Below are 13,279 nucleotides of genomic sequence, written 5' to 3'. Positions count from 1 at the left end.
CAAGTGCCGGTGGGCCTGTGCCTGCCGGCACTTTGCGTATGGTGCGTGCGATGGCGTGCGCGTATGACGCACACCGCATACACACCGACGGGGTGCGCGGCGGAGGAACGGAAAAGGGGAGTGCGATGACTGCAATGCCGCCTAACGACAGGTTCGACAGGTTTGACAGGTTCAGCAAACTGGTCCCGCGATTCGACCACCTGAAATGGAAGATGGCCGCTGCCGGCATTCTCGTCGGCCTGATTTCCGGCTTCCTCGTCGTCCTCTACCGTCTCGGCATCGAATACGGCACCGACACCGCGCGCTGGATCTACGCGCGCATCCGCGAAACCCCGTGGCTGGTCGCACCGTGGGCGGTCGCCGCAATCGCAGCCGCGCTCGCCATCGCATGGATGGTCAAAAAAGAGCCGATGGCCGGCGGCAGCGGCATTCCGCAAACCAACGGCGTGGTGATCTGCGGCCTGAAAATGCGATGGCAGACGATTCTGCCGGTTCGCTTCATCGGAGGCCTGCTCGGATCGCTCTTCGGCCTCTCGCTCGGCCGCGAAGGACCGTCCATCCAAATCGGCGCATCGGGCGCGCAGTTCCTATCGCACCGGCTGCGCGGCAAGAAACGTGAGGACGTGCAGGAGCATTATCTGGTCACCGCCGGTGCCGCGGCCGGCCTGTCCGCCGCGTTCAGCGCACCGCTGTCCGGCATGATGTTCGCTTTGGAAGGGGTGCATCGCAGTTTTTCGCCCGCGATTCTGATGGGCGCCACCGCCGCGTCCCTGACCGCCGATTTCGTATCGAAATACTGTTTCGGCCTGCGTCCGGTGCTTGACTTCGGCGCCATCGGCCAACTGCCGCTCGGCGAATACGGGTGGCTGATTCCGCTGGGATTGGTGGCCGGTTTGGTTGGTTCGCTGATGAACCGTTCGCTGCTCGGCTTCCAAACGCTGTACGGCAAGCTTCCCGCATGGAGCCGCCCTTTGATCGCGATCGCACTCGCGCTGCCAATCGGCATTTGGCTGCCTGACGTGCTCGGCGGCGGCTCGAACCTGATCGCCATGGCCGAGCATGCGCGCGTCGGCTTGGGCATGCTGTGCGTGCTGTTCGTGGCGAAAGTGCTGTTCACCTCCACCAGCTTCGGTTCAGGCACTCCCGGCGGCATTTTCATGCCGATTCTCGCGGTTGGCTCACTCGCCGGCGGTATCTGCGGCGAGACGTTGCACCAGTTCGGCAACCTGCCGTCCGATTCCGTGGCGATTTTCTCGGTATGCGTGATGACGGGCACGCTGGCCGCGTCCGTGAAAACACCGATCACGTCGATTCTGCTGGCCGTGGAAATGTCCGGCACATTGACGCACATGCTGCCGGTCGCCGCCGTCGCGTTCATCGCATTGCTCGTCTCCGACCTGCTGCGTACGAAACCGATCTACGGCGAGCTGCTGGAACGGTACATGCGCGCGCAAGGCGGCACGACGGCAATCGCCAATCGCATCGACAACGGCATCATGGAACTGCCTGTGGAAATGGGCGCGACCGCGGACGGCAAGCTGATGCGTGACGTGCGCTGGCCGTACGGCTGTCTGGTGATTGGCCTGCGTCGCGGCGAACGGCAGATCGTGCCGCATGGCGATACGCGGCTGCGTGCCGGCGACTATCTGGTCGTGCTGTTCAGCGGCGAGGACGAAAGCGACGCACGGCATGCGATGCGGCGGCTGTGCGACGTGTCCGTCTGACGCGGCCTTACTGTCTTCCATAACCATTCGTAGACGTCTAGGGCCACCCGAAGTTATCCACAGTTATCCACCGAATCGGACATGTTCGATGTTTGGTTGCAATGCACGTGTAGACTCGTACAAGGTTAGGAAGACGGCACCTGCGGCCAGCTCGTTGCCGTATGGCTGGGGCGGAACGACGCTGTCCGCGGAAAGCCAAGTACAAGGGGAACGTGATGGAATCGCAAGAACAACGGGCGGCAGACTCGCCAAACGCGGGTGATGAGCCGAATCCCGCCACACAGTCGATCGACGTCGCCGAAGTGGCGCGCGCGGATGTGCGCCCGTCCGGTGCCGCCGCATCCAAGCATCCGCCGCAGATTCCGCTCGCGCCGATGAAACGCATGCAGGCGCGATTCAACCCTCTTGCCGATGGTCTGATGTATCTCGTGGTGTTCGTCGGCGGCTTCGTCGGCGTCGGGTTCCGTCGTGCCACGGACCTGCTGCTGCCGTCGGTGAACGGTTCGCCGTTCGTGGTGGGCACGTTCGTGTCGAATATGCTCGCCTGCTTCCTGTTTGCGATGCTGACCGAATACATGGCGACCGCGTCGTGGCTGCGCCGCAGGGTGCGGCAGGTCGTCAGCCGTGGCGTCGGGCTTGGTTTGCTTGGCGGACTGTCGACGATGTCCGGCGTGATGTTGGAAACCATGGAAGGCATGCGCGAGCAGCGTTTCGGCAGCGCGCTCGGCTATCTTGCGGGAAGTTTCGCTGGCGGTCTGATCGCGGCCGCGGTTGGCGTGGCGCTGATGCAGGCGTTGCTGGCGCGCGGCACACGCAAGCGGGTCCGTAACGCGATCGCCGATGCCTCCACGGCTTCCGTATCCTCAATGTCCGATTCGGGCGATTCGGACGCGTACGGCATCGTGCAGGACGTCCAGATGACCGACACTGCAGTATCGGCTACGCAGAGTGTTACGCAGACGGTCCCCATGGCCGATTCGGGCGAATCGGACGTGCCGGCCGCGCAAAATGTGCAGAACAACGTGCCGGACGCGCAGGGCGTGCGCCACGTGAAGGTGGCGGATGCGGCGCATTCGGCCGCGCAGGCCGCGTTGGAGGCCGCGCAGGCGGCACAGCAGGCGGCCCAGGTCGCCCAGCAGGTCGCGCAGACCGGGCAGGTGCCGAAAATCGAATCGCAGCCGCAGTCATCGCAACCCGTCGCACCTCTGCCCAGCTTCGAACCCAAGCCGGTCACCGCGGAAATCCCGCTCGTCGCCGACCCGACCACAGGAGAGGTGCGCTGATGACCTGGATGATCTGCCTGTTCGGCGGCATCGGCGCCATGGCCCGTTATGTGCTTGACGTGTCGATCCAACGCAGCTGGAACCGTGACGGCAACCACAGCTTCCCCCTGGCCACGCTCGTCATCAACGGCGTCGCCTCCCTGTGCGCCGGCATCGCCATGATGTCGTACTATGCGCAGTCGGTGGATATGGGCACGGTAATGACGTTCGTTGTGGGGTTCCTCGGCGGATTCTCAACATTCTCGTCGGCGATCAACGAGGTGCTGTCGCTGATTCGCAAACGCCGTTTCGCCATGGCCCTGGGCTATGGCGCTGCCACGGTCGCGGTGCCGCTCGCCTGCGTGGCGCTCGGATTCGGCATCGCCATGCTGGGCGGCCACGCATAGCTGTCACCGGCTCAGCCTCGCGTAATTTTCACGTTACACGGGCGGTCATCGGGTAACGTTCAGGAAATCTGAGCGCAACCGCGCGAGCTGTTTCCTCTCCTACGTTGTGAAAACAACAAGAGAGGAAAAACCTATGACAGCCGTAACGTATCTCACACGGCATCGTCGACCGGGAATCGTCATACTCTGTTCGATTGTCGCCGTTCTCTCGATGCTTTTCGTACTCCCTCCCGCCATCGCGTCCGCAGCCGATTCCGGCGCGCAGGCCGTCGATGAATGCAATCCGACCGCCAGCAACGGCTGCGTCAACGGCATCCTGCAGGACGCCGACAAGAAGCCGATCGCCGACGTCACCATCACGCTGTCCGGCAAGGCAACCGCGGAAACCAAAACCGCGGCGGACGGCAAGTGGGCGTTTTCCGTTGCCGATGATGGCGATTACACCGTCACCATCGACGCATCCGTTGCGAAAGAGCACGGTCTGAAGGCAAGCAGCGCAACGGTGACGATCAGGAAAGCCAGCTTCGACAAGCAGCGCGGAGTCGTCCGTTTCGACCAAGCTGGCGATTCCACCGGCAGCGGCACGTCCGGCACATCTGGATCGACGGCGGCCACGCAACGCAAGGGGCGGTGCGACGCAAGCGAGATGATCGCAAGTGTCGCACCGCCCCTTTTGCGGGCGGAACGCGTGTGGAGTACATGCGGAGCGTGCGTGGAAGATGCGTGGAACGCGTCGTGAAACATACGTCGTTCACGGGTGAAAAAGTGGATTTTTCGGGGGAATTGAAGAGGGGGAGGGCGTCTTTCGTCAATTGATAGTTCATATTGTGCGGACGATTGCAAAGAAACGTTACAGATGCATGTAAAATAACACATAATATCGCGATTTGTAAGGAAACATCCCGACGATGCGGGGGAGAGGTGTTGGGCAATGGTCGGCATGCGTGACGTGGCGAAAGAGGCCGGGGTCTCGCTGAGCACGGTTTCGCTAGTGGTCAACAAGACGGGCTACGTGTCCGACGACATGCGCGCGCGCGTCAAAGCCGCCATGAAAGAGCTCAATTACGTGCCCAACGAGCTGGCACGCAACCTGTACAAGAACCGCACGAACCTGGTCGGCGTGATCGTGCCGACCATCCGCCACCCCTTCTTTGCCACCCTTACCGCGCATCTGCAACGCGAGCTGGCCGCGCAAGGACTGCGCACCATGCTGTGCTCCACCGCCGACGCGGAAAACGGCGAGGTCGAATACGTGGACATGCTGCGCCGTCACATGATGGACGGCATCATCGTCTGCTCGCACACCACCCATCCGAACGATTACTGGACGTCCATCCACCGCCCCATCGTCGCCTTCGACCGTGTGCTGGGCGGCGGCATCGCGTCGATCGGCTCCGACCATGAGCAGGGCGGCCGGCTCATGGCGCACATGCTGGTCAACACCGGCGCGCACCACGTGGTGATGATCGGCGGCCCGCGCGACCAGTTCTTCGATTTGGCGGCGCGCAATGGAGACAGCCCGGACGATTTCGACCTGCACAAGACAACGTTCCCGGCCGTCCGCTACTACCTTACGTTGGAGCAGGAGCTGAAAGCGGCCGGCGTGCGGTACGAGTACGTCGAAGCCGGCAATGTGGAGGATTTCCAAGGGTATAAGAACGCGGTGAATGCTGTGCTCAACAGTATGCCGGTGGACGGCGTCGATGCCGTGGTCAGCTCCGATATCGGTGCCGCGCTTTGCGTGCGCGAAGCGATGCGGAGGCATATTTCGATTCCGCGCGACCTGCAGATCATCGCCTACGACGGCACGTATCTGACCGACCTGGCCGGTATGAAAATGACCGCGGTGGCGCAGAATTTCGACAAAATCGCGCAGGTCGCGGTCGGCAATATCGTTCGTGCGATCGCCAAGGAAGGGGATGCCAAGGCAGATACGACAAGCGCCACGGGACGCAAGCCGTACGAGCCGGACGTGCTGATTCCCGTGACGCGCAAACTGGGCGATACCACGCGCTAAGCGGGCCGTATCGCCCATCATTGGACGGGCCGTTTTACCTGCTAAGCGGGTCGTTTCGCCTTATTCGTAATCGCCGGTCGGACCGATCTTCAACGCGTCCTCGTGCGTGCGGCCCGAATGGATCGCATCGTTGATCGCCTGGATCTCCGTCGCATCCACGGCAAGTGCGCGCCCGTCGATCGCGCTGATCGGAATCGACCATCCGCCGTGCGTCATGTACAGGCTGTCCGCTTCGCGCAGCTCGGCGATCGGCAGCTTCCTGTACTCCGCCTTCTTGCCCTCTTCGAGCGCCCAGGCGAACATTTCGCGCTGTGATGTGCCGTTCAGAATACCGATGCGCGGGTCGGGCGTGACGAACGTATCGCCATAGCGTGCCACAATCGACGAATTCGGGCATTCCATCGTGTAGCCGTCCTCCGTGAACAGAATCGCGTCGCCGACGCCACGGCGGGCGCATTCGCGGTGCACGGCGCAGTTGAACGCGTAGCTCAGCGTCTTCGCGCCGTTGAGCAGCCACGGGGCGCGTGCGGTGATGTCCGACGGGTAGCCGCGCGTCATCGAAGCCATGGTGATCGGCTCCAGCGAATGCAGCGTGCCCTTCGCGTCAAGGAAGATGTAGACGGTCGGCGTGCGGTCGGCCGCCTTGCCCACGCCGGTGTCCGGATCGAGACCACGGGAGACGATGATGCGCAGCATCGGACCGGGTTCCGGATCGTCATACTGGTCGATGACCAGCTGGACCGCGCGGGTGAGCGCGGGAATGTTCGGCTCGGGCATGTCCACCAGGCGGGCGGAATTGGCGAGACGCTTCAGATGGTTCTCCAACGAAACCGGGAAACCCTTCCATACCGTGGTCGCTTCGAAAATGCCGTCGCCACGCAGTGCGCACAAATCGAACGCGTTGATGATGGGGCTTTCCGGATCGACGAAACGAACCAGATCCGCGTCGGGCGCCACGCCTGCGCCTCCGAATAGCGTCTTGCCGTTACCGACTGCCAGAACGATCGAACTCATGGGAACCTCTCTTCCGCGCTCCGCGTCTTTTGATTGCCGCTTTATTGCTGTTGCGCTGTTGTGTTGCGTCAGCGTTCGCGTGCGTCTTCGGCGTCCAACCTAACCATGGTTTGTTTCCACTTGGCACCGCCAATTTGCAATGCGGAAACATACGCGTCATGAATCGCGCGGCTTCCGTAACGTTCGGCGACCAAGGTGAGGGAAAGCGACTCTGAACGTCCGTTTCTGCGGAATCTGATTTCGGGGTTCGTCGGCAGTTCGTTCGGAAAAGGCCGGACGGCGGCCGACGGGAAAGGTGAGCGCAATGGTGGATGGGATGTCCGATATGGGAACAACCGAACTTGGCGCGGCGAGCACGCCCGAACAGGCGCGCGCCGCGTTCCGTGACGGCCTGGTCCGCCCGACCTGCGGCATCGCGCAAGGCTACGCGCAGGCGAATCTGATGATTCTGCCCAAGGAGCAGGCATTCGATTTTCTGCTGTTCGCGCAGCGCAATCCCAAACCCTGCCCGCTGCTGGAAGTGATGGAGGCGGGCGTGCCGGTGCGGCACATCACGGCAGGCCGCAACGTGCCGATGTACGACACGTCGATCGAGTGCCGTTCGGCCGGCGCGTTCCATTCGACGATGGTCGTGTCGATGCGTGGCATTCCGTCTACGCAGGTGGCCGACGCATGCCGGATTTCCGGCTATTAACCGTCCGTGCACGGTGCCCCCGTATGTGTGGGCGACCCGTACGCGATCGGCATCGACGACATCATGCATCCCGACTATGGCGATGCCCCCGTGTTGGAGCCGGGCGATGTGCCGGTGTTCTGGGCGTGCGGCGTGACCCCGCAGGCCGCGGTGATGGCGTCCAAACCGGAATTCGCGATCACGCACGCGCCGGGGCACATGTTCATCACCAGCAAACGCGATTTGGAATACATGGTGTGAGGCCGAGCGGCAGGTTGCGGGGCGCGGCATCGACATCACCGAATGGACCGCGCCGCTGAGCCAGCTCACGCTGCTCGGCCTGCACACGATCGGCGTGGGCGACGGCGGCAACGAGATCGGCATGGGCCGTGTGGAGGACTACGCCATCGAAGGGGTGGTCGACCACGGAGAGAACATCGCCTGCACGGTGCCGACCGACCAGCTGGTGGTGGCCGGCACGTCGAATTGGGGCGCGCACGCGCTTGTCTGTGCGATGCGCGCGTTGGGCAGCAACGCCGTCGACCCGTATCTTGAACCGACGTGGCAGGAGCGCGTGCTGGACGTGATCGTCGAATACGGCGGCCTCGACGGCGTGCATATGACGAACGTGGCGACCGTCGACGGCCTCGAACCCGACCGTTACTTTAAGCAGGTCGGCCAGCTTACGGACTGCGCCCGCAGCTGAAGTCCTGTGCCCAAGGCTGAGGGCCCTGCGCTCGCGGCTGCCCCCGCATGTCCGTCGCTTTCGAATCGGGCGCCGGAGACATGCGCCGCGATTCGGCCGAAAGCCGGTTCGACACGCCCGAACACCGGTTGCGGTTTTGGTGTCGAGCCCCATTTTGCGGTAATATCGAACCGGTTCGACACAACCGTGGGAATGGCCGTAAGGACTCCCGCAAAGAATCTCGCAACGACTTTTTGGAACCGAAGGAGGCTCCATGAAAAACAAGGTGCAGCTCATCACTTACGCCGACCGCCTTGGCGACGGCACCATCAAGTCGATGACCGACATTCTGCGCACCCGCTTCGACGGCGTGTACGACGGCGTTCACATCTTGCCGTTCTTCACCCCGTTCGACGGCGCCGACGCAGGCTTCGACCCGATCGACCACACCAAGGTCGACGAACGTCTCGGCAGCTGGGACGACGTCGCCGAACTCTCCAAGACCCACAACATCATGGTCGACGCCATCGTCAACCACATGAGTTGGGAATCCAAGCAGTTCCAAGATGTGCTTGAAAAAGGTGAGGAATCCGAGTATTACCCGATGTTTCTGACCATGAGCTCCGTGTTCCCGAACGGCGCCACCGAAGAGGACCTGGCCGGCATCTACCGTCCGCGTCCGGGCCTGCCGTTCACCCACTACAAGTTCGCCGGCAAGACGCGCTTGGTCTGGGTGAGCTTCACCCCGCAGCAGGTGGACATCGACACCGATTCCGACAAGGGTTGGGAATACCTCATGTCGATTTTCGACCAGATGGCCGCCTCTCACGTCAGCTACATCCGCCTCGACGCCGTCGGCTATGGCGCCAAGGAAGCCGGCACCAGCTGCTTCATGACCCCGAAGACCTTCAAGCTGATCTCCCGTCTGCGTGAGGAAGGCGTCAAGCGCGGTCTGGAAATCCTCATCGAAGTGCACTCCTACTACAAGAAGCAGGTCGAAATCGCATCCAAGGTGGACCGCGTCTACGACTTCGCCCTGCCTCCGCTGCTGCTGCACGCGCTGAGCACCGGCCACGTCGAGCCCGTCGCCCACTGGACCGACATACGCCCGAACAACGCCGTCACCGTGCTCGACACGCACGACGGCATCGGCGTGATCGACATCGGCTCCGACCAGCTCGACCGCTCGCTCAAGGGCCTGGTGCCGGATGAGGACGTGGACAACCTCGTCAACACCATCCACGCCAACACCCACGGCGAATCCCAGGCAGCCACTGGCGCCGCCGCATCCAATCTCGACCTCTACCAGGTCAATAGCACCTACTATTCGGCGCTCGGGTGCAACGACCAGCACTACATCGCCGCCCGCGCGGTGCAGTTCTTCCTGCCGGGCGTGCCGCAGGTCTACTACGTCGGCGCGCTCGCCGGGCGTAACGACATGAAGCTGCTGCACGAAACCAACAACGGCCGTGACATCAACCGCCACTACTATTCCACCGCGGAAATCGACGAGAACCTTAAGCGTCCGGTGGTCAAGGCGCTGAACGCGCTCGCGAAGTTCCGCAACGAGCTCGACGCGTTCGACGGCACGTTCTCGTACACCACCGATGACGACACGTCCATCAGCTTCACCTGGCGCGGCGAAACCAGCCAGGCCACGCTGACGTTCGAGCCGAAGCGCGGTCTCGGTGTGGACAACACTACGCCGGTCGCCATGTTGGAATGGGAGGATTCCGCGGGAGACCACCGTTCGGATGATCTGATCGCCAATCCGCCTGTCGTCGCCTGACGGAAAATTTCTTGCGATTACGTACGGCCTTGCGATTGCGTTCCACCTTGCGGTCGCGCACCCGGTCCGTCGCACCCGGTCCGTCGGGCGGACGGCAGTGGCCGCACGTGTTGGTATCGTAAGTTGCGTTGAAGAATCGCCCGAATGCGCTGAAGCAATGCGTCCGGGCGATTTTCGTATGTGTCGCTCGTAGCGGGCGGGCGCATGCGTGGAGTATCGAAGCACATGAAACGCGACAAGCAGAAAACGCGATAAGCCAAGAAAACAGCAGATATGACCGAAGACAATCAGAATAACGAATTCAAACCGCAGCCGCTGCCCGGCCAGGTGTTCATCCGCCCGGGCATCGACGATCGCCCCGATTATGAGAAGACCCTGACTCCCGAAGCGAAGGCGGCCATGCGCCGGCTGTCGGTGCAGCAGCATCCGCGTATTCCGGAAGCGTCCAACGAGCGTCCGGAAACCCAGGCCGCGCGCATCGCATCGGAAGGTGGAGCGCCCCTAACCGCGGCCGCGCATCTTGACGTGGCTGTGCCGAACCTCGAATCGTCCTTCCTCGACCTGCGCGACCCGATGACCGCTCCGGACGGCACCAGGCCGACCGCAATGCAGGCCAACCGGCTCGTTGCGGGTTTTGCGCTTGGCTCAATGCTGCTGTCCGCTCCGATGGCGGCGTTCAACACGGTGCTCATTCCGCAAACCGTCAGCCGTTTGTCGGGAATCAACCGCGTCACGGATTTGGCGATGCTCGTCATCGCAGGTGCCATCATGACGTTCCTGCTGAACGCATGCATCGCCGTCGGTTCTGACCATTCCTACTGCCGGTTCGGGCGCCGTACGCCATGGATCGTCAGCGGCAGCGTATTGGCGGCTATCTGCATGGCGATTCTTTCCGTATGTGATTTTCTCCCGTGGGCCGTGTTCTTCTGGCTGGCCACGCAGGCCGCGTATGCGATGGCGGCCATACCGTTCGCCGCCGCGTTCGGCGAACGTGTGCCTGACAAGTTCCGCGACCGCGCCGATTCGTGGCACGGCAAGGGGCTGGCGCTTGGCCAGCTGGTCGGCGTCGCCGTGGCTGTTGCGCTGACGCCGCATGCCGGTGGCGAAGGTTGGGATGGCACTACGGGTTTCGCGATGCTGGTATTCGCGGGTTGGCTTGTCGTCGCGGCCGTCGTTACGCTGTTGATATTGCCGTTCGAAGGGGCCAGCAGCTACCTGCCGCGTAGGGATGTTGAGAAAGGCGATTTCTTCTCGCAATACCGTCCGCCGCAGAACGCGCCGAAGTTTTCTGTGGCATTCGCGGCCCGCATGTTCGCCGTTGCGGCCACAGCCGGAATCGCCGTATATCAGTGGTATCTGGCGCCGAATATCGTCGGCAATACCGATGAGGCCGGTTTGTTCGGCATTGCCGGTGCCGGATCGGTGGTTGTGGTCATGGCCATCTGCACGTTTGTCGGTGCTTTGATTGCGGCGTTGCTGCTTGGCCGCATCGTCAGCCTGTTTGGCGATCTGCGTATTCCGGCCGTCGCGTCCGCCGTGTTGTTCATGGTCGCTGCGCTGCTGCCGTTGCTGATGGACGACGGTTTCCTGGCGGTTGCGCTGTACGCCCTGCTTGCCGGCTTCGCATACGTGGTGTTCGATGGCGCCAGCCAAAGCTTGGATCTTGCGATGCTGCCGGATGTGCGTTCCGTGGGCCGATCGCTTGCCGCTTATAGTCTGGCCAATACGTTCGGCACGATACTGGGCGTCGCTGCCTGCGCCGCGGTGATTGTGGCGACCGGTGCCACCGTGCTGATCTTCGCTGTCGCCACTGTTTCGATGCTGTTGGCGGGTCTGCTGACATTGCGGTTGAAATCGCAACAATGACGGCGACTATGACAGTGCTAGATCGCCAATGATTGGAAAATAAAGCGAAACGGCGCGTCCACATAGTGAACCTTTAGTGGATAGGGGAGATGGACGCGCCTATGTTTACGGCTTAGTTCGAGCGGAAATCCCGCCCGGGGAAATGACTTTGCGAAAGGAGGTTCGCCACGATGAACGGAATGGTCGCACACGTACTGCTGTCCGCACGAATTATTATTCCGCTTTCGTTGGCGGACTGATTCGAGCATTGCGGCTTCAATCCCTCGCCAACGAAGGCAGGGTTTGAGGCGCGCATGGAATACACGTTGATGGCCCTGCATAATGCGGGGCCATTTTTGTTGCAGCCCACAAGGCAGACGCAGCGAAAACCTTTTGAAGCCGGCCGGCATAGCGCACAACAGAAAACAGAAAAACTACAAACAACATCGTTATCGGCGGAAGTTGGGAACCGGTAGCAGGACGTACAGGGAGTACATCAATGAGTACAGTCGAAGCGGCCGCTGGCAAAGCGCAGGCGATGGTCCGCGATTCGGTCAAAACCGTGATCGCAGCATCCATGGTCGGCACCGCCATCGAGTTCTACGACTTTTACGCATACGGCACCGCCGCTGCGAATTATTTCCCGAAGGTGTTCTTCGGAGACACCACCAATCCGACCGTCGCGCTGCTGGCCAGCCTGCTGACCTTCGCCATCGCGTTCATCGCCCGTCCGCTGGGCTCGTTGGTGTTCGGCCACTTCGGCGACCGTATGGGCCGCAAGACCACGCTGGTGGTCTCCCTGCTCACCATGGGCATTGCCACCTTCCTGATCGGCTGCCTGCCGACCTACAACCAATGGGGTGTCGCGGCCGTCGCCGTGCTGTGCCTGTGCCGCTTCGTGCAGGGCATCGGCCTGGGCGGCGAATGGTCCGGCGCCGCGTTGGTGGCCACCGAGAACGCTCCGGAAGACAAGCGCGCGCTGTACGGCTCCTTCCCGGAGCTGGGCGCCCCGATCGGCTTCTTCCTCTCGAACGGCACCTACTTCCTGCTGGAGACCTTCAACGACAATGACGCGATGCTTGCCTGGGGCTGGCGCGTGCCGTTCCTGCTGTCCTCCATCCTCGTGATCGTCGGCCTCGTCGTCCGCGTCCAGATGGAGGAGACCCCGATCTTCCGTATGGCCCAAGAGCAGAAGAAGGTCGTCAAGTCCCCGCTTACCGAAGTGTTCAAGAAGAGCTGGAAGGAAGTCATCCAGGCCACGTTCCTGGTGGCCGTCACCTATACGCTGTTCTACACGCTGGCAACCTGGTCCCTCGCTTGGGGCACCAAGACCGTCGAGCAGGGTGGTGGCAACCTGGGCTTCACCAACCAGGAGTATCTGCTGATGCTGATGATCGCTGTCTGCGTGTTCGCCGCGTTCATCGTGATCTCCTGCGTGAACGCCGACAAGTTCGGCCGCAAGCGCGTGATCATCATCTCCTCCTGCTGCCTCATCGCGTTCGCCCTGCTGTTCCCGTTCCTGCTTGATCCGGCGGTCGTCGGTCAGCGCAACTTCGCCACCAACCTGCTGTTCCTGTGCATCGGCTTCGCTCTGATGGGTACCGCGTTCGGTCCGATCGGCGCCTTCCTGCCGGAACTGTTCGACGCGAACGTGCGTTACTCCGGCTCCGGCATCGGCTACAACCTGGCTGCCATCGTCGGCGCGGCCTTCGTGCCGACCATCGCCACTTGGCTGTCCCATCATTGGGGCGTGCATTCCGTGGGCCTGTACCTCGGTGTGATGGCCCTGTGCTGCCTCATCGCGGTGTTGAGCTGCAAGGAAACGAAGAACGTCGACTTCACCAAGTGACGCCGACCGGCTTG

The 13,279-nt window shown here is 62.2% G+C and carries 9 protein-coding genes and 2 pseudogenes; 10 read left to right on the top strand and 1 reads right to left on the bottom strand.

Annotated elements, in window-relative coordinates:
- Positions 1-212: 212 nt before the first annotated feature.
- The 5 genes from Q5H31_RS02730 (at position 213) to Q5H31_RS02710 (ending at position 5,410) form a co-directional block, all read left to right on the top strand.
- Positions 213-1,724: a ClC family H(+)/Cl(-) exchange transporter gene (locus tag Q5H31_RS02730; protein ID WP_302457486.1), complete on the top strand. Its 1,512-nt coding sequence runs from the start codon at positions 213-215 to the stop codon at positions 1,722-1,724.
- Positions 1,725-1,939: 215 nt separating this feature from the next.
- A complete protein-coding gene (locus Q5H31_RS02725; protein WP_041777197.1) occupies positions 1,940-3,007 on the top strand; it encodes a CrcB family protein in 1,068 nt (355 codons plus the stop codon).
- Positions 3,007-3,393: a CrcB family protein gene (locus Q5H31_RS02720; RefSeq protein ID WP_021913524.1), complete on the top strand. Its 387-nt coding sequence runs from the start codon at positions 3,007-3,009 to the stop codon at positions 3,391-3,393. Before Q5H31_RS02725 ends, Q5H31_RS02720 begins: the two co-directional genes overlap by 1 nt.
- Before the next feature lie 133 nt (positions 3,394-3,526).
- Positions 3,527-4,132, top strand: coding sequence for a carboxypeptidase regulatory-like domain-containing protein (locus Q5H31_RS02715; protein WP_229055281.1), 606 nt, complete (start codon positions 3,527-3,529; stop codon positions 4,130-4,132).
- A 192-nt stretch (positions 4,133-4,324) separates the two neighbouring features.
- Positions 4,325-5,410: a LacI family DNA-binding transcriptional regulator gene (locus Q5H31_RS02710; RefSeq protein ID WP_003807340.1), complete on the top strand. Its 1,086-nt coding sequence runs from the start codon at positions 4,325-4,327 to the stop codon at positions 5,408-5,410.
- Between the two features lie 60 nt (positions 5,411-5,470).
- Here Q5H31_RS02710 and Q5H31_RS02705 read toward each other — a convergent pair whose 3' ends face one another.
- Positions 5,471-6,424: an aminodeoxychorismate lyase gene (locus Q5H31_RS02705; protein ID WP_085382256.1), complete on the bottom strand. Its 954-nt coding sequence runs from the start codon at positions 6,422-6,424 to the stop codon at positions 5,471-5,473.
- Positions 6,425-6,728: 304 nt separating this feature from the next.
- Between Q5H31_RS02705 and Q5H31_RS02700 the strand changes: the two are divergent.
- The 5 genes and pseudogenes from Q5H31_RS02700 (at position 6,729) to Q5H31_RS02680 (ending at position 13,265) form a co-directional block, all read left to right on the top strand.
- Positions 6,729-7,358: pseudogene (locus tag Q5H31_RS02700) on the top strand (DUF1445 domain-containing protein).
- Between the two features lie 22 nt (positions 7,359-7,380).
- Positions 7,381-7,803 (top strand): annotated as a pseudogene (locus Q5H31_RS02695) (glutamate cyclase domain-containing protein); the annotation flags it as partial.
- Positions 7,804-8,056: 253 nt separating this feature from the next.
- Positions 8,057-9,571, top strand: coding sequence for a sucrose phosphorylase (gtfA, locus tag Q5H31_RS02690; protein WP_302457457.1), 1,515 nt, complete (start codon positions 8,057-8,059; stop codon positions 9,569-9,571).
- 273 nt (positions 9,572-9,844) lie between these two features.
- On the top strand, positions 9,845-11,437 hold the full coding sequence (locus Q5H31_RS02685; RefSeq protein WP_187781422.1) for an MFS transporter: 1,593 nt from the start codon (positions 9,845-9,847) through the stop codon (positions 11,435-11,437).
- A 478-nt stretch (positions 11,438-11,915) separates the two neighbouring features.
- Complete coding sequence (locus Q5H31_RS02680) at positions 11,916-13,265, top strand: MFS transporter (RefSeq protein ID WP_011742628.1); 1,350 nt, start codon at positions 11,916-11,918, stop codon at positions 13,263-13,265.
- Positions 13,266-13,279 lie beyond the last annotated feature (14 nt).

The sequence above is a fragment of the uncultured Bifidobacterium sp. genome (assembly GCF_959020155.1).
Lineage (GTDB): Bacteria > Actinomycetota > Actinomycetes > Actinomycetales > Bifidobacteriaceae > Bifidobacterium.
The sequence above is the reverse complement of the archived record's forward strand: the minus strand, read 5'-3'. Positions and strand labels throughout refer to the sequence as shown.